The following is a 21,520-nucleotide window of genomic DNA, read 5'->3' as shown; positions in this document are numbered from 1 at the left end:
GTGCACTCGTCGACCACCACCGCCTCGGCCCCGGCCGACGCGTCGGTCGACGAACGGCGGCCCCTCACCCGGCGCGACGGCCGCCTTGACCACTGGATCGCCGCCCTCGTCTTCGGGCTGGGGCTCGCGACTCTCTGGCTGAGCGCCGTCATCGTCGACGGCTCCGAGGGCGCCGGCACACCCTCGACCGTCGAGTCGGTCCTCTGGCTCGCCGCCCTGTGCGGGCCCGTCGCCCTGCGCCGGCGCCGGCCCGTCGCGGTGCTCGTCATCGTGTCGGCCGTCTTCCTGGCCGCACAGCTCAGGGGCTACCCCGACACGCTGACCCCGTCCATCGTCGAGTTCGTCGCGATCTTCACCGCGAACGCCTGGGCCGCCCGCCGCGGTCGGGCGCTCGTCGTCAGCGTCGCCGTGACGGCCGTCATGTTCGTCTGGCTCGGGGTGTGGCTGCGCACGGTCTACGTCTCGGGCGCCGAGTCGCCCGACGCGGTCGCCCTCGCCACGATCGCGTACACCCTCGTGTCGAACGGCATCGTCCTCGTGACCGCCATCGCCTTCGGGCGAGCGGCGCGCGTCTCGGCCACCCGCCTGCACGCGCTCGAACGCACCGGGGTCGAGCTGCGGGCCGCCCACGAGCTGGTGGCCGACCGGGCGATCAACGAGGAGCGCACGCGACTCGCCCGCGAGCTGCACGACGTCGTGGCCCACCACGTCGCCGTCATCGGCATCCAGGCCGGTGCGGCCCGGCGGACGCTCGACCGGCCCGAGATCGCCCGCGGCGCGCTGGCCGCCGTCGAGGCCACGGCGCGCACGACCATCGACGAGCTCGAACGCCTGCTGAGCGTCCTGCGGTCGAGCGACGGCGAGACGGATGCCGGCCCCTCCGGTCTCGCGGCCCTGCCCGACCTCATGACCGACACCCGCGCCCTGGGCCTCGAGGTCCGCTTCTCGGTGCACGGTGACCCGCGCGAGGTCCCCGAGAGCATCGGCGTCACGCTCCACCGCATCACCCAAGAGGCCCTGACCAACACCCTGAAGCACGGCAACGCCTCGCTCGCCGAGGTGTCGCTGCGCTACGGCGACCGCACCGTCGAGGTCGAGGTGGTCGACGACGGACGACCCGGCCCCGCTCCCTACCCCGTGGCGGGCGGCCCACACGACGCTGCCACGACCGGCGCCGGCCTCGGGCAGCGGGGCATGCGCGAACGCGTCGACCTGCACGGTGGAGAACTGCACCTCGGCCCGAGACGTCGGGGCGGCTACCGCGTCCGAGCCGTCCTGCCCGTCGGAGCCTGCGTCGACTCCCGTCCGCGCGAGCACGCCGTCACCCCCGACCCGTCCGAGAGAGCATGAACCACACCACCGATCCGATCAGCGTCCTGCTCGTCGACGACCAAGACCTCGTCCGCACGGGGTTCCGCATCATCCTCGACACCGCCCCCGACCTCCGGGTCGTCGGCGAGGCCCGCGACGGGCTCGAGGCGGTCGACCTCGCGCGACGGCTCCGGCCCGACGTGGTCGTCATGGACATCGAGATGCCCGTCCTCGACGGCCTCGAGGCCACCCGGCGCATCCTCGAGCAGGCTCCCCCCGACGGCCCCGCCGTCCTCGTGCTCACCACCTTCGGCCGCGACGACTACGTGTTCGGGGCGTTGCGGGCCGGGGCGAGCGGGTTCCTCCTGAAGACGGCCACGCCCGAAGAGCTGATCGAGGGGATCGCGGTCGTGCACCGCGGTGACGCACTCCTCTCGCCGCAGCTCACCCGGGCCGTCGTCGAGCGTGCCGTCGGCGACGGCGCGACCGCCCGCGTCATGGTGCCGAGCCCCGACCTCGCGACCCTGACCGACCGGGAGCGTGAGGTGCTCGACCGGCTCGCGTCGGGGGAGTCCAACGCCGAGATCGCCAGACGACTCTTCCTCGGCGAGGCCACCGTCAAGACGCACGTCTCGAACGTGCTCGGCAAGCTCGGACTGCGCGACCGTACGGCGGCCGTCGTGTACGCCTACGAGAACGGCGTGGCCGTCCCCGGCCAGGCGTCGCGCTGAGTCGCCCCGCCCGGCACGCCGGTGCTGCCGGCCCGGCCGGGCGTCAGGGGACGGGCGGGTAGCGCGGGTCGTCCGGCCGGCCGTCGCCGCCCTTGCCGTCGCGCCGACGCAGGTAGCGCTCGAACTCCTGGGCGATGGCCTCGCCGCTCGCCTCGGGGCTGTCGACCGTGTCACGGGCCTGTTCGAGCTGCTCGATGTAACCCGCCATGTCGTCGTCGTCGGCCGCGAGGGCGTCGATGCCCGACTCCCACGCCGTCGACTCGGCGGCGAGCTCACCGCGGGGGATCGCCACGCCCGACAGCTCGTCGAGCTTCTCGATGAGGGCGAGCGTGGCCTTGGGCGACGGCGCGTTGTGCACGTAGTGGGGCACCGACGCCCAGATCGACAGGGTCGGCACGCCGGCGGCCTCGACGGCGTCGGCCAGGACCGAGAGGATGCCCACCGGCCCCTCGTAGGTGCTCCGCTCGAGGGTGTACTCGTCGCGGACCGACTCGTTCTCGCTGCTGACGAAGACCGAGATGGGTCGTGTGTGCGGCACGTCGGCGAGCATCGCCCCGAGGAACACCACGCCCGTGACGTCGTGCACGTCGATGAGGTCGACGATCTCGGCGGCGAAGCCCCGCCAGCTGCGGGACGGCTCGGCCCCGAGCAGCACCAGCACCTCGGTGGCGGAGGCAGCCGGGTCGCGGGGGAGGACCGTCACGGCGTCGGCGGCCGCGTGCAGCTGGATGCGCGGCCACACGAGCGTCCGCTCGCCGTCGTCGTCGAGCCCCACCTGGGGCCGGTTGAACTGGTAGTCGATGTACCGCTCGCCGTCGAGTTCGGCGACCGGCTCGAGCGACAGCGTCTCGACGAGGCTGCGGGCGACGCCGCTGGCGGCCTCGCCGGCGTCGTTCCAGCCCTCGAAGGCCACCACCAGCAGGCGTCCCGCAGCGAAATCCGACGTGTTCGTCAACCTGAGTCCTCACCGTGCCGGAGGGCGTCCGGCGCTTGACCCTCCACGATAGACCGTGGCGACGACGAGGAGGCGCGGGTCGGGGGCCGCGGAGCCCACGCCCGGTAGACTCGTCCGCCGTGACCGAAACCCTGCCTGCCGCCGTCCTGTGGGACATGGACGGAACCCTCGTCGACACCGAGCCGTACTGGTTCCTCTGCCAGGTCGAACTGGTCGAGTCGTTCGGCGGCACCTGGAGCCGCGCCGACGGCGACGCCATGATCGGCAGCGGTCTGTGGCAGTCGGCCCGTGTGCTGCAGTCCCACGGCGTCGAGCTGTCCGAGGACGAGATCATCGACCGCCTGACCACGGCCGTGCTCGAGCGCTCCGCGGTCGAGATCCCCTGGCGGCCCGGCGCGAAAGAGCTGCTCGCCGCCTTGCGCCGCGAGGGCGTGCCCACGGCGCTCGTCACCATGTCGATCCGCCGCATGGCCCAGTTCATGGTCGACGCCATCGAGTTCGAGGCGTTCGACGCGATCGTCGCGGGTGACGACGTCGAGCACGCCAAACCGCACCCCGAGGCCTACCTCCGCGGCGCCGAGCTGCTCGGCGTCGACCCGGCCGACTGCATCGCCATCGAGGACAGCACGCCGGGGCTCGCCTCGGCCGTCGCCGCCGGCACCGTCGCCATCGGCGTGGAGCACCACGCGCCGCTCGCCGACGACGGCCCCTTCATCCGTCGCGACACGCTCGTCGGCACGACCGTCGACGACCTGCGCGACCTCCACCGGGCGGGTCGCGCCCTCCGCGACCGGTCGACGTCCGACTCCTGACCCCCGGTGCGCCCACCGCGCCTCCTGCACCCCTCGGGGTGCGACCCGATCGAAAGCAGCACCGCCGCATGACCGCGATCCGCCGACAGTCCGGCCCCTTCGTCGAGGGCGACAAGGTCCAGCTCACGGGCCCCAAGGGCAAGATGAACACCATCGTGCTGACGCCCGGGGCCGTGTTCCACACCCACCGCGGCATGATCGCGCACGACGACGTGGTCGGGCTGCCCGACGGGTCGGTCCTCGCGAGCACCACCGGTGACGAGTACCTCGCCCTCCGCCCGTTGCTGAGCGACTTCGTCATGTCCATGCCGCGGGGTGCCGCGATCGTCTACCCGAAGGACGCCGCCCAGATCGTCGCCTTCGCCGACATCTTCCCGGGTGCCACGGTGGTCGAGGCGGGGGTGGGCTCGGGTGCGCTGTCTCTCTGGCTGCTCCGTGCGGTCGGCCCCGAGGGTCGCCTGGCCTCGTTCGAGCGCCGCCAGGAGTTCGCCGACGTGGCCGAGGGCAACGTCGCGAGCTTCTTCGGCGCCGAGCCCGGCAACTGGACCGTCACGGTCGGCGACCTCGCCGACGAGCTGCCGGCGGCCATGCCGGACGGCACGGTCGACCGGGTCGTCCTCGACATGCTCGCCCCGTGGGAGAACGTCGACGTCACGGCCGACGCCCTCAAGCCGGGCGGCCTGGTCGTCTGCTACGTCGCCACGGCCACCCAGCTCTCCCGGACGGCCGAGGCGCTCCGGGCCTCGGGCGCGTTCACCGAGCCCGACGCGTCCGAGACCCTCGTGCGCGGCTGGCACGTCGAGGGGCTGGCCGTTCGCCCGGACCACCGCATGATCGGCCACACCGGGTTCCTCCTCACCGCGAGGCGCCTCGCCCCGGGCGCGGTGCTGCCGCAGCTCAAGCGGCGCCCGTCGAAGTCGGACTACAGCGAGGCCGACGTCGAGGCGTGGACCCCCGGGGCCCTCGGCGACCGGTCGGCGAGCGACAAGAAACTGCGCAAGACCGCCCGCCAGGCCCGTTCAGCGGCCGACGCCGCCATCGCCGCCACCGAGGCCGTCGACGGTGGCACACCGTCGGGTTCCGCACCCGCCTGAGCCGCGCGAGCGGGGCGGACGCCCCCGCTAAGCTGTCTCCGCATCCGTGCGACCCGACCGGTCGCCCCACTCGACCCCCCGGTCGCCTCGACGAAATGAGTCCCCGTGCGCAAGATCCCCGCCCTCGTCGTGACGGTCGGCCTGCTCGCCTCGATGACGGCCTGCTCGACCGCGACCGGGCCCGGCTCGGCAGGCTGCCCGCCCACGGGCGACGCCGCCTCGGTCGTGACGGCGACGGGTGACTTCGGCTCGAAGCCGGACGTCGACGTGCCCACCCCGATCGTGACGAAGAAGACCGAGGTCTCCACGCTCATCCAGGGTGACGGCCAGCGGCTCGTCGACGGCACGCCGGTGGTCATCGACTACACGCTCTTCGACGGCACCACGGGCCAAGAGCTCGAAGACAGCGGCTACGACGGGTCGACCAACGTGCCCCTGACCGTGGGCGGCCAGACCCTCGCGCCCCTCGTCGACGCGCTCGAGTGCTCGATGGTGGGCTCCCGCGTCGCCGTCGCGGTGAAGGCCAGCGACCTCTCCGCCTCGATCAACGGCGCCGCGACCACGCCGAACGACGACCCGGACGCCGCCTACGTGGCCGTGGTCGACGTCAAGCGCGCCTTCCTCGCCAAGGCCGACGGCGTCCTCCAGCTCGGTGCGAACGGCCTGCCGGCCGTCGTGACCGCCCCCGACGGCGCTCCCGGCATCACCATCCCCGCGGGTGACGCCCCGACGAGCGAGGTCGTCCACCTCGTCCGCAAGGGCCACGGCCCCACCCTGACCGCCGACGACACCGCCGTCGTGCAGTTCACGGCGGTCACCTGGAGCCAGCCCTCGACGGTCGCGGGCTCCACGTGGACGAACGGTGGGTCGGCGACGCCGGTCGACCTGGGCGACTCGCAGATCCCCGACGACATCCGGTCCGCCCTGGTGGGCCAGCAGGTCGGTTCGCAGGTGATGGTCGTGCTGCCCGCCTCGGCCGCGAGCGGTGGGTCGGCCTACGTCTACGTGTTCGACGTGCTCGGCGCGATCCGATGACCCCCACCTGCTGAGACGGCCCTCCGTGCCCGCTGCCCGCACCCCCCGCGTCCCCGTCGAAGAGCGTCTGTTCAGCCTCGTGCTGGCCCTGCTCGCGACGGATTCCGGGCTGAGCAAGACCGAGATCCTGTCGACCGTCCAGGGGTACCGGCAGAAGTACTCGCGGTCCGGCGACAACGCCGCCCTCGAGCGGCAGTTCGAACGCGACAAGGACGACATCCGCGAGCTGGGCGTCCCCCTCGAGACGATCGACGACCCGTCGGCGGCCGGCAACAACCAGGCCCTGCGCTACCGCATCCCGCGCGGGGCGTACGAGCTGCCCGACGACATCGCGTTCTCCTCCGAAGAGACCGCCCTGCTCACGTTGGCCGCCATGGTCTGGCGCGAGGGGTCGCTCTCCCACGAGTCCCGTCGAGCGCTGCTCAAGCTGCGGTCGCTCGGCGGCTCGGCGAGCGTCCCCGAGCTCGAGTACGCCCCTCGCCTCCGGTCGCGCGACCCGGCCTTCGAACCCCTGCGCAGCGCCCTCGACCGGGGCGTCGTGGTGCGGTTCGACTACCTCAAGCCAGGCGACGAGGCCGCCCGCCGACGCGAGGTGGCCCCGGCGGCGCTCGTGCAGCACCACGGTCGGTGGCTCGTCTCCGCGGTCGAGATCGCAACGGGGGCCGTCAAGACCTTCCTGTTGTCGCGCGTCGTCGGTCCGGTGCAGGTCACCTCGACCCCGTTCACCCGCCCCGACGGCGCCACGGCCGAACGCGCCCTGGCCGACCTCGAGCAGGTCTGGCGCGACCGCACGGCGACCGTCCGCGTCGAACCCCTGTCCGACGCCGAGACGCGCCTCGGCAAGCGTCGTGGCACGACCCGGGTCGCCCCCGACGCCCTCACGGTCCACTGGACCGACGAGCACCTGCTCGCCGACGAACTGGCCTCCTTCGGCCCCGAGGTCACCGTCCTCGAGCCCGAGAGCCTGCGCGCGCTGGTGCTCAGCCGACTCACCGGCGTGCTGCGTGCCCACGGCGGCACCACCTCACCCGTCGCCGGCGGCGACACGGGAGGCACCGGTGGCTGACGCGCGGGGCGCCCTGCACGCGGCCGACAAGTTGGCCTTCCTGCTCTCGCTCGTTCCCTGGCTCATGGACCACGAACGGGTCAGCGTGGCCGAGGCTGCGGCCCACTTCGGCGTCAGCGTGGCCGAGATCCGACGCGCGGTCGAGCTCATCGCCGTCTCGGGGGTCCCGGGCGAGACGACCCAGTACCAGCACGGCGACCTCTTCGACATCGCCTGGGACGACTTCGAGCAGAACGACGTGATCGTCCTGACCAACCTGGTGGCGATCGACGACTCGCCGCGCTTCTCGGCTCGCGAGGCCGCCGCCCTGATCGCGGGCCTGCAGTACCTCTCGTCCCTGCCCGAGAACGCCGACCGCGCCGCCATCGCCACGCTGATGAGCAAGCTGTCCCGCGGGGCCTCGAGCGAGCCGAGCCAGGTCGCGGTCGACCAGACCGAGACGAGCGAGGTGCTGGGCCTCGTCGGCCGGGCGGTCGAGTCCGGCGTCCAGCTCGAGTTCGACTACCGGGGCACCCGCGGGGTGGCCGAACGTCGCCGGGTCGACCCCCTGCGGGTCGAGTCGGTCGACGCCGACTGGTACCTCCGCGCCTGGGACCACCTCCGCGAGGCCCCTCGCACCTTCCGCCTCGACCGGATCGCCGCCCCTGCGCTCACCTCGACGCCCATCGCCCATCGGGCCGTCGACGTGGCCCTGCCCGAGACCCTCTTCGAGGGATCGCCCGACGACCTCGACGTGGTCGTCGACCTCGACGCGGCGGCGGCCCCCCTGCTGGCCGACTACGGCCCCGACGAACCCGAGGTGCTCGACGGCGGCCGCGTGCGGTTGCGACTGCGGGTCAACCGGCTCGGAACGCTCTGCCGGGTCGTCGCCGGCCTGCCCGGACGCCCCGAGGTCGTCTCGCCCGAGTCCGCTCGGACGGCTGTCGCGGACTGGGTGCGCACGGCGATCGCGCGCTACGACGACGAGGCGACACGCGCCTCCTGACCGCCGTGCGGTGATCCGCCCTGTGGATCGCCTGCGCCGCACCCGTCTCGGGCGACCCATGACGGTAGACTGATCGTCACCCTGCCCCGCAAGGAGAACCCACCATGTTCGGAAACGCGCTCTCAGGCTGGCACCTGATCATCATCCTGGCGATCGTCCTGTTGCTCTTCGGTGCCCCGAAGCTGCCGGCCCTCGCGAAGAGCATCGCCCAGTCGATGCGCATCTTCAAGAACGAGGTCGCCAGCGACAAGAAAGACCCGGTCGACGACTACGACGAGCGTCCGACCCGTCGCTCCGACGAGTCCTCGGCACGGTCCACCGACTCGACCACCGCTCGTCGCGTCGACGACTCCTACCCGTCGCCCGATCGCGACCTCCCGCCGAAGTCCTGACGCGTGGCCACGACGACGACTCGTGGCGACAGCACCCAGGGGCGAGGGGCCGGCCGTGTCCGTGGCCGTGACGGCAAGATGTCGCTCGGTCAGCACCTCCTCGAGTTGCGCAAGCGACTCTTCATCTCCGCCCTGGCCCTCATCCTGGCCGCTGTCGCCGGTTGGTTCCTGGCCCCGTTCGTCCTCGACGCCCTGAGATCACCGGTCGAGGCCATCGCGGCGGCCCGGACGGGCGCGACGACGCTCAACTACTCGAACATCACGGGTGCGTTCGACCTGAAGCTGCAGATCGCCGTCACGGTCGGGGTCGTCATCTCGAGCCCGGTCTGGCTGTACCAGGTGTGGGCCTTCATCGTGCCCGCGCTCGTCCGCAAAGAGAAGCTCTACGCCGTCGGGTTCATCGGCACCGCGATCCCGCTCTTCCTCGGCGGCTGCGTCGCGGGGTGGTACGTCCTGCCGCACATCGTCGAGGTCATGACGAGCTTCGTCGACACCCAAGACTCCACGATCATCGAGTCGAAGGTCTACTACGACTTCGTGCTGAAGCTCGTCCTCGCGGTCGGCATCGCGTTCGTGATGCCCGTGTTCCTCGTCCTGCTGAACTTCGTCGGTGTCATCTCCGCGTCGTCGATCATCAAGGGCTGGCGCGTCGCCATCCTCGTGATCGTCCTCTTCACGGCCATCGCGACGCCTTCGGCCGACATCTTCTCGATGTTCTTGCTCGCCGTCCCGATGGTGATCCTCTTCTTCCTCGCCGCCGGGGTGGCCTGGTTGCACGACCGTCGGGTCGCGAAACGGGCCGCCGTCCTCGACGCCGAGCTGGCGGCGAGCTGATCCGGTGAGTCCCGACCTCAGCCCGGCGGAACGCTTCGCCGCCGCGAAGACGCGCGTCAAGACGCCCAAGCTCCAGGCCTTCCGGTCGCGCCTGGGGTTCTCGCTCGACCCGTTCCAGATAGCAGCGTGCGCCGCCGTCGAAGACGGCGACAGCGTCCTCGTCGCCGCCCCCACCGGTGCGGGCAAGACCCTCGTCGCCGAATTCGCGATCCACCTCGCGATGCAAGACCCGCGGGCCAAGGTCTTCTACACCGCTCCGATGAAGGCGCTGAGCAACCAGAAGTTCCAAGAGCTCGTCGCCGAGTACGGCGCGTCCGAGGTCGGTCTGCTCACCGGCGACACGAACGTCAACTCGCGGGCCCGCATCGTCGTCATGACGACCGAGGTGCTGCGCAACATGATCTACGCGGGCTCCGAGATGCTCACCGACCTCCGCTACGTCGTCCTCGACGAGGTGCACTTCCTGGCCGACCGCTTCCGGGGTGCCGTGTGGGAAGAAGTCATCATCCACCTGCCCCTCGACGTGCGCCTCATCTCGTTGAGCGCCACCGTGTCGAACGCCGAAGAATTCGGCGACTGGCTGCAGACCGTGCGCGGCAGCACCGAGGTCATCGTCTCGGAAGACCGCCCCGTGCCCCTCGACCAGCACGTCCTGGTGGGCGGCAAGTTCCTCGACCTGTTCGACTCGTCGGGGCAGGCCGCGACCAACCGGGTCAATCCCGAGCTGCTCCGGGCGACCTCCCTCGGGCGGCGTGGCGGGCGCAGCGGCGGTCGTCGTAGCGAAGGGCACTCGTCCGGGCGCGGCGGCCCGCGGGGCCACGTCGTGCCGCCGACGCAGGGCGGACCCGGCCGGCTCGACCGCTGGAAGATCGTCGAGATGCTCGACGACCAGAACCTCCTGCCGGCGATCTTCTTCGTCTTCAGCCGCGTCGGTTGCGACCAGGCCGTCGCGCAGGTGCTGCGGTCGGGCATCCGCCTGACGACGGCCGAGCAACGGCACGAGATCCGCGAGATCGTCGAGGCCCGGTGTCGCACCCTGCGCGACGAAGACCTGGCGGTGCTGGGGTACTGGCGCTGGCTCGACGGGCTCGAGCGCGGCGTCGCCGCCCACCACGCGGGGCTGCTGCCGGCCTTCAAAGAGGTCGTCGAAGAGCTCTTCCAGAAGAAGCTCGTCAAGGTCGTCTTCGCGACCGAGACCCTGGCGCTCGGCATCAACATGCCGGCTCGGACGGTCGTCCTCGAGAAGCTCGAGAAGTTCAACGGCGAGGCCAGGGTCCCGATCACCCCGGGCGAGTACACCCAGCTGACCGGACGCGCCGGCCGTCGGGGCATCGACGTCGAGGGCCACTCTCTCATCCAGTGGCAGCAGGGCCTCGACCCCCAGGCCGTCGCCTCCCTCGCGTCGCGCCGCACGTACCCGATGAACAGCAGCTTCCGGCCGACCTACAACATGGCCGTCAACCTCATCGAGCAGTTCGGGCGTTCGCGCACCCGCGAGGTCCTCGAGACCTCGTTCGCGCAGTTCCAGGCCGACCGCTCGGTCGTCGACCTGGCGCGCAAGGTGCGGTCGCAGCAGCAGTCGCTCGACGGCTACGCCGCCTCGATGGCCTGTCACCTCGGCGACTTCGGTGAGTACACGCTGCTGCGTCGCGAGGTGGGCGACCTCGAGAAGCAGGGTGCGGCCCGTGCCGACTCGCAGTCGCGTGCCGAACGCGACAAGCGACAGCGCCGCATCACCGAACTCCGCCGACAGGTCCGGCAGCACCCCTGCCACGCCTGCCCCGAGCGCGAGCAGCACGCCCGGTGGTCCGAACGATGGTTCAAGCTCAAGAAGCAGACCGACCAGCTCTCGGCCCAGATCCGCAGTCGCACGGGTGCCGTGGCCAAGGTCTTCGACCGGGTCACCGACGTCCTGCTCGACCGCGGGTACCTCGTCCCCACGGGCGCGAGGGCCGGAGGCGCGGGTCGCGTCCCGCGCGACGCCGAGGTCGCCGTCGCCCCGGCTGGCCGCACGCTCCGACGCATCTACGGCGATCGCGACCTCCTCGTGGCCGAGAGCCTGCGCCTCGGCCTCTGGAATCTTCTCGACGTCCCGTCCCTGGCGGCGATGGCGGCGACCCTGGTGTACGAACCCCGCCGTGACGAGGGGCAGCTCTCCGAACGCTTCCTGCCGCGAGGCGAGTTCCGCACCGCGCTCGACGCCACGCAGACGCTCTGGGCCGAGCTCGACGACCTCGAACAAGAGAACCGCCTGCCGGGCAGCCAACAGCCCGCGCCGGGGCTGGCCCTCGCCATGCACCGATGGGCCCGAGGGGCTCCTCTCGACTCCGTGCTCGAGGACGCCGACCTCGCCGCAGGCGACTTCGTCCGGTGGACGAAGCAAACCATCGACCTGCTCGACCAGCTGTCGGTCGTGGGCGACCTGCCCGTCGGACCGACGGCCCGTCAGGCATTGGACGCGGTCCGCCGGGGCATCGTGGCGTACACCGCGGTCGGTCCCTGACGCGTCGCACCTCCTGCCGGCCGAGGGGTGGGCGGACGGCGGGTCTCCCAGACGCCGCCACCTAGAATCGCGTGGTGTCTTCCCGAGCGACCGACGTCCGACTGCCCCTCTGGCTCGCCGTGGTCGTCGCGCTCGGTGCGGGTGCCGTCCTCGACGGCGGCTTCCCCGACGGTGACGTCTGGCCGTTGACCTTCGTCGGCATCGGCTTCGTGCTGCTCGCGCTGAAGGGCCGGTCGCTCGGCGGCTCGTTCCTGGTGGGCCTCGTGGCCGGGCTGTCGTTCTACCTGATCCACATCTCGTGGGCGACGCTCTTCCTGGGCGTCGTGCCGTGGGCCGCCCTGTCGACGCTCGAGGCCCTGTTCTTCGCAGCCGGGGCGATGCTGATCACGCTCGCGTACCGCTGGGTGCCCCGCGTCTGGCCGGGCACCCTGGGCCGGACGGTCCTCCTCCCCGTCGTCGTCGGCGGGCTGTGGACGCTCCGTGAGTTCGTCGCCGGCAACTGGCCCTACGGAGGCTTCGCCTGGGGTCGGGTCGCCCTGAGCCAGTCCGAGAGCCCGTTCGCCGGACTCGTCGCCTGGTTGGGCATCTCGGGGCTGTCGTTCCTCATGGTGGCGATCGTCGCGGCGCTCCTCCAGCTCGCCCTCCAGACCACCGTCCGCGGGTCGACCCGCGTGCTCGCCGGCGCCACCGTGGTCGTGGCCGCGCTGGCGGTGCCCGCCTGGCCCACCCACTCCGCCGGGACGGCGACCATCGCCGCCGTCCAGGGCGACGGCGACGCCGGTTACTTCTCCGATCGCGAGTACGGCGACCTGACCAACGCCCAGGTGCTGGCGATGAGCAGCCTGCAGGCCCAGTTGGCCCAGCTCCCCGAAGACCAGCGCGACCTCGACATGATCGTCTGGCCCGAGGGCGGCAGCGACCGCGACCCGACCCGTGACGCCGCCGGGCGGTACGTCTTCGACGCGATCAGCCGCGGCTACGACGCCCCGCTCGTCTCCGGCGTCATCACGCAGAGCGACGACGGCGAGACCGTCTACAACTCGTCCCTGCTCTGGGCCGACGGGGCCGTGCAAGACCAGTACGACAAGAAGCACCCCGTCCCGTTCGGCGAGTACGTCCCCGATCGCGACTTCTGGCGCCCGTTCGCACCCGACCTCATCGACCTGATCGGTCGCGACTACACGCCGGGCACGCGTGACGAGGTCTTCGACCTGGGCGGGTTCCGGGCCGGCATCTCGATCTGCTTCGACATCGTCGACGACCAGCTGATCACGAACATGATGGACGAGGGCGCCCAGGTGATCATCGGCCAGACCAACAACGCCGACTTCGGCACGCGGCCCGGTCAGACCGACGAGAACGAACAGCAGCTCGCGATCGCGCGCCTCCGGGCGATCGAGACCGCACGCCCCCTCGTCAACGTCTCGACGGTCGCGTCGACGCGGGCCATCGACGCCTCGGGTCGGACGACCGCGAGCATCCCCGACTACGAACCGGGCACCATGATCGCCATCGTCGACCTCGGGACGGGCACCACTCCGGCCGTCGTCGCCAGTCGGGCGATCGAGCTGCTGGTCTCGTTCTTCGGGCTGGCCGTGCTCGTCCTGTCCCGACTCTTCATCGGCACCCGCCGGTCACGTCGACGCCGCCTGCTCGACGAGGCACCCGACCCGGTGCTGCCGCGGTGGCGAGTCGTCGACTGATCGGCACGCCCCCACCGCACGCGACGGCGAGAGGCCCGGGCACCTCGCGGTGTCCGGGCCTCTAGTGGTCTGCGGTCAGGCGCCGATCTTGTGCTGACCCTTGCGGGCCCGCAAGAAGTCGAGTCGTTCTTGCAGGAGCTCTTCGAGCTCGGCTCGACTGCGACGCTCGAGCAACATGTCCCAGTGGCTGCGGGGGACCTTCACGTCGCCGGCGTCGATCTCGACCGGCTTGCCGTCGGCCGACAAGAGACGGCCTTCTTGACCACTCTTGGGGGACTGCCAGATGTCCGGGATCTCGGCGTCCGCAGCGAACACCATGTCGAACGTCTGACCGTCGGTCGTCTGGTAGACGGCCTTCTTGCGGGGCGAGAACTCCACGCCCTCTTCGCTCTGCAGGCTCTGGCTGCCGAGCCTCATTCCGCGCAAACTGCGATCTGCCATTGTGTGGTCTCCTCTCGCGTTGCAATCACCCGTTGTAACCCGTTCTGGACCCTGCCCGTTCCGAGCCGTGCGCTTTCACAGTCGCTTCACAGTGCCCGGGCAGGCTGGAACGACGCTCAGATCGCGAGGCGACCGACCTCGACGAGGGCCAGATCGGCCCGGTCGGAGACGATCCCGTGGACGCCGAGGGCGAGGAGGCGGGCCATCACGGCGGGCTCGTTGACCGTCCAGACGTGGGTCTCGACGCCCAACGCGGCGAACTCGGCCACGCGCGAGGCCGTCACGATGCGGACCGGCCCCTTGCGTTCGGGCACCTGCACGGCGCCGCAGCCGGCCAACGCCCGCCGGAGGAGGGCGCGTCGGAGGCCGGCGACGGGGACGAGCCCGGCGGCGACGGCTGCGGTGATGCCGCGGGACGAGGCGGAGGTGGCCACGCCCGGCAGCGCCGCCACGGCACGGAGGCGGCGCCGATGGTCGAACGAGGTGACGAGCACGCGGTCCGTCGCGCGCACCCGCTTGATCGCCCGGACCGCCGGCGCGACGGCCTCGTCCGACTTGAGGTCGACGTTGAACCGCGTCTCGGGGAACGCGTCCAGGGCCTCGTCGAGGGTCGGGATCTCGTGTTCCCCGTCGAGCCGGACGGTCTTGACGTCGGCCAGGTCGAGGTCGAGGAGGCGCTGGTCGCGTCCGGCGAGCCGCCTCAGGTCGGGGTCGTGGCTGATGATCGCGATGCCGTCGCGCGTGGCGTGCACGTCGGTCTCGACGTAGGTCGCTCCGGCCGAGACGGCGAGGGCGAACGCCAGCATGGTGTTCTCGGGCGCCTCGACGGCCAGGCCGCGGTGGGCCAGGACGCGCGGCCCGGGCGGCGCGAACCAGCCGGCCGAGACCGGGGGAGCGGACGTCACGACGAAGTCGTGGGGGGAGTGCTCGGCCCGGTGCCCGCGGTGCCCCCCTCGGGGGCGGGACCGTCGGGGACGTCGCCCGCCGCGCCTCCTCGGGGAGGCGTGCCGCCGGCGGCGCCACCCGGCGTGGTCACCGTCGGGAAGCCCAGGTCGGGTTCGGCCTCGAGGTCGACCGTCGACGCCAGGTCGGGGGTGACGTCCATCTCGGAGACCTTGGGCGCCTCGGTCGGGGTCCACCCGGGGGCGTTCGGGTCGCGCGGGGCGAAGAATCCCTGCCCGATGCCCTTCAGCGCCTCGGTCAGCTCGCTCGGGATGATCCACATCGTGTTGGCCGAGCCGTCGGCGATCTTCGGCAGGGTCTGCAGGTACTGGTAGGCCAGCAGCTTCGGGTCGGGGTCGCCGGCGTGGATGGCGTTGAAGACCGTGGCGATGGCCTCGGCCTCACCCTGGGCGCGCAGCACCTGGGCCTTGGCGTCGCCCTCGGCCTTCAGGATGGACGACTGGCGTGAGCCCTCGGCCTCGAGGATCTGGGACTGCTTGGTGCCCTCGGCGGTCAGGATGGCGGCGCGACGGCTGCGCTCGGCGCGCATCTGCTGCTCCATCGAGTCCTGGATCGACAGGGGCGGGTCGATGGCCTTGAGCTCGACGCGGCCGACCCGGATGCCCCACTTGCCCGTCGCCTCGTCGAGGACGATGCGCAGCTGACCGTTGATGTTGTCGCGGCTGGTCAGCGCCTGCTCGAGGTTCAACCCGCCGACGACGTTGCGCAGCGTGGTCGTCGTGAGCTGCTCGACGGCACCCAGGTAGTTCGCGATCTCGTACGTGGCGGCCCGGGCGTCGGTGACCTGGAAGTACACGACCGTGTCGATCGAGACGACCAGGTTGTCTTCGGTGATGACGGGCTGGGGCGGGAACGACACGACCTGCTCGCGCATGTCGATCAACGGGCGCACCCGGTCGATGAACGGCACGAGCAGGTTGAGCCCGGGGGAGAGGGTCTTGTGGTATCGACCCAGTCGTTCGACGACGCCGGCGCTCGCCTGCGGGATGATGCGGACCGAGCGGAACAGGATGACGAGGACGAGCACGACGATGATCGCGACGACCACGATCGTGACGACGGTGCCGGCACTGATGGTGTCCATGGGTTCAGGACCTCTCTGCGGGGGCGACGAACGCCGTCGACCCCTCGATGGCGGTCACGACGACCGGGGACCCGGTGTCGAGGGCGAGGTCGGCGGCCGCCGACGTCGCGGGGGAGGACAGCACCCGTGCCGTCCAGATCTCGCCGTTGGACAGCTTCACCTGCCCGGGGTCGGAGCCGATCGGCACGACGACGGTGCCGCGCAGGCCGAGCAGGGCCTCGACGTTGCTGGGCGTCGGGTCGCCCCCTCGGCGCAGGGCGCGGAGGAGGGGAGGCCGCACCGTGAACAGCAGCAGGACGGCGAGCACGGCGGCGACGATCGCCTGCAGCCACCACAGGGCGCCGAAGAGCCCCGCGAGCAGACCGCCGACGCTGCCGATGGCCAACATCAAGAAGGTGAACTCGAGCGTCGTCACCTCGACGATGACGAACACCAGGATGAGCGCGACCCACGCGACCCATGCGAAATCGTTCAGGACGTCCATGTGGACCTTCTCTCGTTCCCCTGTTATGGAAACTACCACCCGCCACCGACGCTGACGAGGGTCGTTGGTAGGGTCGAGTCCGGCCCGCGGGCCGACCGACCCCTCGCACAGTCTGGAGCACGCCTTGTCCAACCCCCTCGCCGCAGAGTCCCTCACCGGAGCCCGAGTCCTGGTCACCGGGTCGTCCCGGGGGATCGGTGCCGACACGGTGCGCTACTTCGCCGAGGCCGGGGCCAAGGTCGTCGTCAACTACCGCAACAAGGAGAAGCGGGCGCTGCAGCTCGTGTCGAAGATCGAGGAGGCCGGTGGCGAGGCCATCGCGATCGGCGCCGACCTGACCGACGACGCCAGCCTCGTCGCCATGTTCGACACGGTCCGCGACGCGTGGGGCGGGCTGGACGTCCTCGTCATGAACGCCTCGGGCGGCATGGAGACCGGCATGGCCGAGGACTACGCCCTGAAGCTCAACCGCGACGCCCAGGTGGCCCTGCTGACGGCCGCGCTGCCGTTGCTCGCCCCGGGGTCGCGCGTCGTCTTCGTCACCAGCCACCAGGCGCACTTCATCCGCACCACCGAGACGATGCCCGAGTACCTGCCGGTCGCCCTCAGCAAGCGCGCCGGCGAGGACGCCCTGCGCGAGATGCTGCCCCAGCTCGAGGCCGCGGGCGTCGAGTTCGTCGTGGTGTCGGGCGACATGATCGAGGGCACCATCACGGCGACGCTGCTCGAGCGGTCGAACCCGGGCGCCATCTCGTCGCGCAAAGAGAGCGCGGGCAAGCTGTACAACGTCGCCGAGTTCGCGGCCGAGGTCGCGTCGGCCGCCGTCGACCCGGTCCCGGCCGACCACACCCGGCTCGTGGGCGACACCGGCGACTTCGCGCCGATCGTCTGAGGCGGGCCACCTCGTGACCGAGAGGGTCGTGCGTCCGACCTCGCGCCTCCTCGTCCTCGACGAGGGCGACCGCCTGCTGCTGATGAAGACGGTCGCGCCCGACACGAGCCGGTTCGCCCGGTGGATCACGCCGGGCGGTGGGGTCGACCCGGGCGAGACGCACGTCGAGGCGGCCGTCCGTGAACTGCACGAAGAGACCGGCCAGGTCGTGACCGAGGTCGGCGACGTCGTGCGCGTCGACGACTTCGAGGTGCCGTGGGACGACGCCGACCACACGCACGGCCACGCCGAGTTCTTCGTCGTGCGCCTGCCGCACTTCGAGGTCGTCGACGACGACTGGACCGACGACGAGCGAAACGACATCCTCGCGTCGCGCTGGTTCACGCTCGACGAGTTAACGAACACCCACGAGCCGGTCGAACCCGCCGACCTGGCCGACCTGATGCGTCAGGTGCTCGGCCGGAGCTGACCCGACCAGTGCCAGGCGCAGGCCGACGGGGCGTTCCAGACGGGTTGCCACCGACCCCTCTCCGGATCAGCCCCGGGTGACTGATAATGCACATTATGTCAAGTGATGCCGATCTGGCCACTGACGGCAGCTCCCCGGTGGCGCGCGTCGCCCCTCCTCGGAGTTGCCTGGTCGCATGACGACCGACGCGACCCGCACGACCGATTCAGACGACGGAACCGACGACGGCCCCGACGAGGCACACCGCCGACCCGACGGGCTCGACGACGCGACGGTCGCGGCCCTCGGTGAGCTCTCGGCCGCACTCGAGATCGTCGAACAGGCCCGGGGGTTCCTCTACGGGTTCCACCGCCTGACCGGCAAGGCCGACCTCGCGCTCGGCGACGCCGTCGACTCGTTGCGGGACGCCGGCCACGCCGAGATCGCCGACCGGCTCGAGCGCGACCTCGTGGGCCGAAACGTCGTCGAGGGCCGGTGGACGTACCAGCTCGTCGAGGACTACGACGACGGCTACCACGCCGCGTTCCGTGAGCACGAGAAGAACGCCCGTGATGCCTTGGCAGGCGGCAGGAGGCACCTTTTCGAGGCGGAGATGAAGGAGGCGCGGCGCAGCCACGGACGGCGGCACCACGAGGCGCTCCCCCGGGACCGCGACGGTCGTGCCGACCGAGACGGCGGAGCCGACCGAGACGGCGGACCCGACCGAGACGCCGACGAGGCGGGCGGCACGACCGGGCCCACCGCCTGAGAGGATGGTGCGATGACCCACCCGCCGATCGACCGGCCCCGCATCGAGGCCGCCGTGCTCGAACTGCTCGCCGCCATCGGTGAGGACGTGGGGCGGCCCGGGCTCGAGTCGACGCCGCGGCGCGTGGCCGACGCCTACGCCGAGTTCTTCTCGGGGCTCACGGTCGACGCCGCCGACCTCGTGGCCCAGGCCACCGTCCCGGCCGAGAGCCACCAGCTCGGCGAGGTCGTCATCGTCCGCGACATCTCGTTCCGTTCCGTGTGCGAGCACCACCTGCTGCCTTTCGTGGGCGTCGCCCACGTGGCCTACGTGCCCGGCGAGACCATCGTCGGACTGGGCGCGCTCCCCCGGGTCGTCGACGCCGTCGCCTCGCGACCGCAGCTGCAGGAGCGCCTCGGCGAGGAGATCGCCGAGGCCGTCCAGGCCGGTGCGCGTCCGGACGGGGTCCTCGTCGTGCTCGACGCGTCGCACGGCTGCGTGACGACGCGGGGTCCTCGTCAGACCGGCAGCACGACGGTGACGCTCGCGAGCCGGGGCGTGTTGTCCGAGCCGGCGGCGCGCGCCGAGGCCGTCTCCCTCATCGGCGCGTCCCGTGCCTGACCCCACCGGCGCTGCCCGTGGGGGCGCCGCCTCGGCGGCCGTCCTGCCACCGCTGCGGGTCCCGGTGCGGCGCATCGGGGCACGTAGCTTCGACTTCGCGCGTCAGGTCGCCGTGATGGCGATCGTCAACCGGACCCCCGACTCGTTCTTCGACCAGGGCGCGACCTTCGCGCTCGACCGTGCGGTGCAGGCCGCCGTGGACGCGGCCGAGGCGGGCGCCGACTGGGTCGACATCGGCGGCGTCCCCTTCGCTCCCGGGCCCGAGCTGTCCCCCGCCGACGAACTCGACCGCGTGCTGCCGGTGGTCGAGGCCCTCGCCGTCCGGTCCGACGTCGTGATCTCGGTCGACACCTTCCGCCCCGAGGTCGCCGAGCGGGTCGTCGCCGCCGGGGCCCACGTGATCAACGACACGACGGGGCTGCACGACCCCCGCCTGGCCGACGTGGTCGCCGACTCCGACGCCACGCTCGTCGTCACCCACAGCCTCGCGGCACCGCGACGCCCCCATCCGCGCCCCCGGTACGACGACGTCGTCGCCGAGGTCGTCGAGTTCCTGGCCCGCCGGGTCGACCTCGCGCGGGCCCACGGCGTCCGCGACGACCGACTCGTCGTCGACCCGGGCCACGACCTCAACAAGACGACGCGACACTCGCTCGAGCTCACGCGCCGGTTGTCCGAGGTGGCCGCCCTGGGGCACCCGACGCTCGCCGCGGTGTCGAACAAGGACTTCGTCGGCGAGTCGCTCGGCCGCGACAAGCCCGACCGGCTCGCGGGTTCGCTCGCCGCGGCCACCGTCAGCGTGCTGCAGGGCGCGCGCATCGTCCGCATGCACGACGTCCGGGCCAGCGTCGACGCCGTCCGCATGGTCGAGGCGATCCTCGGCTGGCGGGACCCCGTCCTGGAGCGCCACAACATCGACGAAGGGGCCTCGTGACCGCGACCACCATCACGCGACTGCACCCCGCTCCCCCGCAGGTCGGCGGGGCGCTGACGCTCGACGACCTCATCGAGCTGCACGCACCGCGCGACCGCGCGACCCCGCGGGTGCGGGCGAACTTCGTCGCGAGCGTCGACGGGTCGGCGACGGCCGCGGGCCGCACGCGCGATCTCGGCGGCCCGGCCGACCTGCTCGTGTTCGACCTGCTGCGCCGCCTCTGCGACGTCGTGGTCGTCGGGGCGGGCACCGTCCGCGACGAGGGCTACGGCCCGATGCGCCTCGGTGACGACGCGGTGGCGTGGCGCCGTGCGGCCGGCCTTCCCGACCACCCCGTGTTCGCCATCGTCTCCGGGTCCCTCGGGCTCGACCCGACGAGCGGCGTGTTCGCCGACGCCCCCGTGCGGCCGGTGGTGTTGACGCACGACGGCGCCCCTCGAGACGCCAGGGCCCGGCTCGACGAGGTCGCCGACGTGGTGTCGTGCGGTCGCGACCGGGTCGACCCGCGCCTCCTCGTCCGGGCCCTCACCGAGCGAGGACTCCCGCAGATCCACACCGAGGGTGGGCCCGCGTTGTTCGGCGACCTGGTGGCCGCCGACGTGGTCGACGAACTGTGCCTGACCGTCTCGCCCAACCTCGAGGGCGGGGCCGGGCCGCGCATCGTCGCGGCCCGCGAGGCGATGGCGCTCAAGGGACTGAGCCTCGACCACGTGCTGCTCTCGGGCGACATGCTGCTCACGAAGTGGTCACGCCGCCGCTGACGCCGGCGCCCGGGAGGCACGGGTCGCGCGGGGCGGTCAGCTCGCCTTCTCGCCGAACCCGCCCTCGATCAGCGTGATGAGGTCGTCGACGGCCGCGGCGGCGTCGGGGCCCGTGGCCATCACGGCCACGGTCGAACCGACGCCCACGTTCAACCCCATGATGCGCAGGAGGCTCTTCGCGTCGACACCGTTGACGGTCACGTCGGCCTGGTACTTCGACGCGTGCGTGACGAGGTCGGCGGCGGGCCGGGCGTGCAGCCCGGACTCGTTCACCAGCACCGCGGAGCGCTCGATCGCGTCCCCGCCACGGAGCTCGCGTTCGTCGGCGTGGGCATCCGCGACGCCCGTCGCCGTGCGCGCCGCCGCGGCGACGGCGCCCAGGTCTCCCCCGGTCTCGGCGGCGACGGCCGCGGCCACCGTGCCCTCGACCAGCGGGGCGTCGGCGATGATCACGCGCTCCTTGTCGGCGTCGTCGAGGAAGTCGACGGCCGTCTCACTCGTGAGGATGGCCGAGCCGAGGTCGCAGAGGACGACCGCTCCCCCACCGGCTCCGGCCTCGGCCAGGGCCGCCGAGATCTTGTCGAAACTCGTGCCGATGGCGCCGTCGTCCGTGCCGCCGGCGGCCACGAGGGTCGTCGTGGGCGCCATCTGACGAGCCAGCTCGACGACGCCCTCGGCGATCTTGGTGCTGTGCGAGACGACGACGATTCCGATGGTGGGCAT

Annotated in this window: 22 protein-coding genes and 1 pseudogene; 17 read left to right on the top strand and 6 right to left on the bottom strand. The window is 71.9% G+C overall.

Annotated features, from left to right (window positions below):
• The gene (locus tag ITJ55_RS01385) at positions 1 to 1,350 is read left to right on the top strand and encodes a sensor histidine kinase (protein WP_194593785.1); all 1,350 of its coding nucleotides are present in this window, start codon (positions 1 to 3) and stop codon (positions 1,348 to 1,350) included.
• A complete protein-coding gene (locus tag ITJ55_RS01380) occupies positions 1,347 to 2,042 on the top strand; it encodes a response regulator transcription factor (RefSeq protein ID WP_194593784.1) in 696 nt (231 codons plus the stop codon). The genes ITJ55_RS01385 and ITJ55_RS01380 overlap by 4 nt, the downstream gene beginning before the upstream one ends.
• Before the next feature lie 43 nt (positions 2,043 to 2,085).
• Here the strand turns inward: ITJ55_RS01380 and ITJ55_RS01375 are convergent, their stop codons facing one another.
• Positions 2,086 to 2,997: a proteasome assembly chaperone family protein gene (locus ITJ55_RS01375; RefSeq protein WP_194593783.1), complete on the bottom strand. Its 912-nt coding sequence runs from the start codon at positions 2,995 to 2,997 to the stop codon at positions 2,086 to 2,088.
• Between the two features lie 119 nt (positions 2,998 to 3,116).
• Between ITJ55_RS01375 and ITJ55_RS01370 the strand changes: the two genes are divergently transcribed.
• The 9 genes from ITJ55_RS01370 (at position 3,117) to lnt (ending at position 13,421) form a co-directional block, all read left to right on the top strand.
• The gene (locus ITJ55_RS01370) at positions 3,117 to 3,809 is read left to right on the top strand and encodes an HAD family hydrolase (protein ID WP_370543953.1); all 693 of its coding nucleotides are present in this window, start codon (positions 3,117 to 3,119) and stop codon (positions 3,807 to 3,809) included.
• A 68-nt stretch (positions 3,810 to 3,877) separates the two neighbouring features.
• The gene (locus tag ITJ55_RS01365; protein ID WP_194593782.1) at positions 3,878 to 4,903 is read left to right on the top strand and encodes a tRNA (adenine-N1)-methyltransferase; all 1,026 of its coding nucleotides are present in this window, start codon (positions 3,878 to 3,880) and stop codon (positions 4,901 to 4,903) included.
• A gap of 105 nt (positions 4,904 to 5,008) precedes the next feature.
• Positions 5,009 to 5,938 carry an FKBP-type peptidyl-prolyl cis-trans isomerase gene (locus tag ITJ55_RS01360; protein ID WP_194593781.1) on the top strand — a complete coding sequence of 310 codons (930 nt, stop codon included), beginning with the start codon at positions 5,009 to 5,011 and terminating at the stop codon, positions 5,936 to 5,938.
• A gap of 25 nt (positions 5,939 to 5,963) precedes the next feature.
• On the top strand, positions 5,964 to 7,004 hold the full coding sequence (locus ITJ55_RS01355) for a WYL domain-containing protein (RefSeq protein WP_194593780.1): 1,041 nt from the start codon (positions 5,964 to 5,966) through the stop codon (positions 7,002 to 7,004).
• Positions 6,997 to 7,989 carry a helix-turn-helix transcriptional regulator gene (locus tag ITJ55_RS01350; protein ID WP_370543952.1) on the top strand — a complete coding sequence of 331 codons (993 nt, stop codon included), beginning with the start codon at positions 6,997 to 6,999 and terminating at the stop codon, positions 7,987 to 7,989. Before ITJ55_RS01355 ends, ITJ55_RS01350 begins: the two co-directional genes overlap by 8 nt.
• A 104-nt stretch (positions 7,990 to 8,093) precedes the next feature.
• The gene (tatA, locus tag ITJ55_RS01345) at positions 8,094 to 8,381 is read left to right on the top strand and encodes a twin-arginine translocase TatA/TatE family subunit (RefSeq protein WP_056256149.1); all 288 of its coding nucleotides are present in this window, start codon (positions 8,094 to 8,096) and stop codon (positions 8,379 to 8,381) included.
• A 78-nt stretch (positions 8,382 to 8,459) separates the two neighbouring features.
• Positions 8,460 to 9,215 carry a twin-arginine translocase subunit TatC gene (tatC, locus tag ITJ55_RS01340; RefSeq protein WP_194594682.1) on the top strand — a complete coding sequence of 252 codons (756 nt, stop codon included), beginning with the start codon at positions 8,460 to 8,462 and terminating at the stop codon, positions 9,213 to 9,215.
• Positions 9,216 to 9,219: 4 nt separating this feature from the next.
• Complete coding sequence (locus ITJ55_RS01335; RefSeq protein ID WP_194593779.1) at positions 9,220 to 11,718, top strand: DEAD/DEAH box helicase; 2,499 nt, start codon at positions 9,220 to 9,222, stop codon at positions 11,716 to 11,718.
• Between the two features lie 74 nt (positions 11,719 to 11,792).
• Positions 11,793 to 13,421, top strand: coding sequence for an apolipoprotein N-acyltransferase (gene lnt, locus ITJ55_RS01330; protein WP_194593778.1), 1,629 nt, complete (start codon positions 11,793 to 11,795; stop codon positions 13,419 to 13,421).
• Between the two features lie 75 nt (positions 13,422 to 13,496).
• Here the strand turns inward: lnt and ITJ55_RS01325 are convergent, their stop codons facing one another.
• The 4 genes from ITJ55_RS01325 to ITJ55_RS01310 all read right to left on the bottom strand — a co-directional run bounded on the left by ITJ55_RS01325 (position 13,497) and on the right by ITJ55_RS01310 (position 16,393).
• Positions 13,497 to 13,862: an RNA polymerase-binding protein RbpA gene (locus ITJ55_RS01325; protein WP_056256142.1), complete on the bottom strand. Its 366-nt coding sequence runs from the start codon at positions 13,860 to 13,862 to the stop codon at positions 13,497 to 13,499.
• Between the two features lie 116 nt (positions 13,863 to 13,978).
• Positions 13,979 to 14,767 (bottom strand): glycerophosphodiester phosphodiesterase family protein, encoded by a 789-nt coding sequence (locus ITJ55_RS01320; RefSeq protein ID WP_370543950.1) that lies wholly within the window; start codon positions 14,765 to 14,767, stop codon positions 13,979 to 13,981.
• A complete protein-coding gene (locus ITJ55_RS01315; protein WP_194593777.1) occupies positions 14,764 to 15,909 on the bottom strand; it encodes an SPFH domain-containing protein in 1,146 nt (381 codons plus the stop codon). The genes ITJ55_RS01320 and ITJ55_RS01315 overlap by 4 nt, the downstream gene beginning before the upstream one ends.
• 4 nt (positions 15,910 to 15,913) lie before the next feature.
• A complete protein-coding gene (locus ITJ55_RS01310; protein WP_194593776.1) occupies positions 15,914 to 16,393 on the bottom strand; it encodes an NfeD family protein in 480 nt (159 codons plus the stop codon).
• Positions 16,394 to 16,517: 124 nt separating this feature from the next.
• Between ITJ55_RS01310 and ITJ55_RS01305 the strand changes: the two genes are divergently transcribed.
• The 6 genes and pseudogenes from ITJ55_RS01305 to ITJ55_RS01280 all read left to right on the top strand — a co-directional run bounded on the left by ITJ55_RS01305 (position 16,518) and on the right by ITJ55_RS01280 (position 20,797).
• Positions 16,518 to 17,285 carry an SDR family oxidoreductase gene (locus tag ITJ55_RS01305; RefSeq protein ID WP_194593775.1) on the top strand — a complete coding sequence of 256 codons (768 nt, stop codon included), beginning with the start codon at positions 16,518 to 16,520 and terminating at the stop codon, positions 17,283 to 17,285.
• 13 nt (positions 17,286 to 17,298) lie between these two features.
• Positions 17,299 to 17,754, top strand: coding sequence for an NUDIX hydrolase (locus ITJ55_RS01300; RefSeq protein ID WP_370543949.1), 456 nt, complete (start codon positions 17,299 to 17,301; stop codon positions 17,752 to 17,754).
• Between the two features lie 175 nt (positions 17,755 to 17,929).
• Positions 17,930 to 18,397 (top strand): annotated as a pseudogene (locus ITJ55_RS01295) (hypothetical protein); the annotation flags it as partial.
• 117 nt (positions 18,398 to 18,514) lie between these two features.
• A complete protein-coding gene (gene folE / locus ITJ55_RS01290; protein ID WP_194593774.1) occupies positions 18,515 to 19,102 on the top strand; it encodes a GTP cyclohydrolase I in 588 nt (195 codons plus the stop codon).
• Entirely contained in the window at positions 19,095 to 20,036 is a 942-nt protein-coding gene (folP, locus tag ITJ55_RS01285) for a dihydropteroate synthase (protein WP_370543948.1), read from the top strand. The genes folE and folP overlap by 8 nt, the downstream gene beginning before the upstream one ends.
• Complete coding sequence (locus ITJ55_RS01280; protein WP_370543947.1) at positions 20,033 to 20,797, top strand: pyrimidine reductase family protein; 765 nt, start codon at positions 20,033 to 20,035, stop codon at positions 20,795 to 20,797. Before folP ends, ITJ55_RS01280 begins: the two co-directional genes overlap by 4 nt.
• 36 nt (positions 20,798 to 20,833) lie before the next feature.
• On the opposite strand, the gene dhaM is transcribed toward ITJ55_RS01280, so the two are convergent.
• Entirely contained in the window at positions 20,834 to 21,520 is a 687-nt protein-coding gene (gene dhaM / locus ITJ55_RS01275; protein WP_194593773.1) for a dihydroxyacetone kinase phosphoryl donor subunit DhaM, read from the bottom strand.

This window comes from Frigoribacterium sp. VKM Ac-1396, assembly GCF_015350895.1.
Taxonomy (GTDB): Bacteria; Actinomycetota; Actinomycetes; order Actinomycetales; family Microbacteriaceae; genus Frigoribacterium.
The sequence above is the reverse complement of the archived record's forward strand: the minus strand, read 5'-3'. Positions and strand labels throughout refer to the sequence as shown.

Excerpts from the sequence above, each read along its gene's own strand:
- ITJ55_RS01380 (WP_194593784.1), top strand. The coding sequence starts at position 1,347 with ATGAACCACACCACCGATCCGATCAGCGTCCTGCTCGTCGACGACCAA.
- ITJ55_RS01365 (WP_194593782.1), top strand. The coding sequence starts at position 3,878 with ATGACCGCGATCCGCCGACAGTCCGGCCCCTTCGTCGAGGGCGACAAG.
- tatA (WP_056256149.1), top strand. The coding sequence starts at position 8,094 with ATGTTCGGAAACGCGCTCTCAGGCTGGCACCTGATCATCATCCTGGCG.
- tatC (WP_194594682.1), top strand. The coding sequence starts at position 8,460 with ATGTCGCTCGGTCAGCACCTCCTCGAGTTGCGCAAGCGACTCTTCATC.
- ITJ55_RS01325 (WP_056256142.1), bottom strand. The coding sequence starts at position 13,862 with ATGGCAGATCGCAGTTTGCGCGGAATGAGGCTCGGCAGCCAGAGCCTG.
- ITJ55_RS01315 (WP_194593777.1), bottom strand. The coding sequence starts at position 15,909 with ATGGACACCATCAGTGCCGGCACCGTCGTCACGATCGTGGTCGTCGCG.
- ITJ55_RS01310 (WP_194593776.1), bottom strand. The coding sequence starts at position 16,393 with ATGGACGTCCTGAACGATTTCGCATGGGTCGCGTGGGTCGCGCTCATC.
- folE (WP_194593774.1), top strand. The coding sequence starts at position 18,515 with ATGACCCACCCGCCGATCGACCGGCCCCGCATCGAGGCCGCCGTGCTC.
- dhaM (WP_194593773.1), bottom strand. The coding sequence starts at position 21,520 with ATGCCCACCATCGGAATCGTCGTCGTCTCGCACAGCACCAAGATCGCC.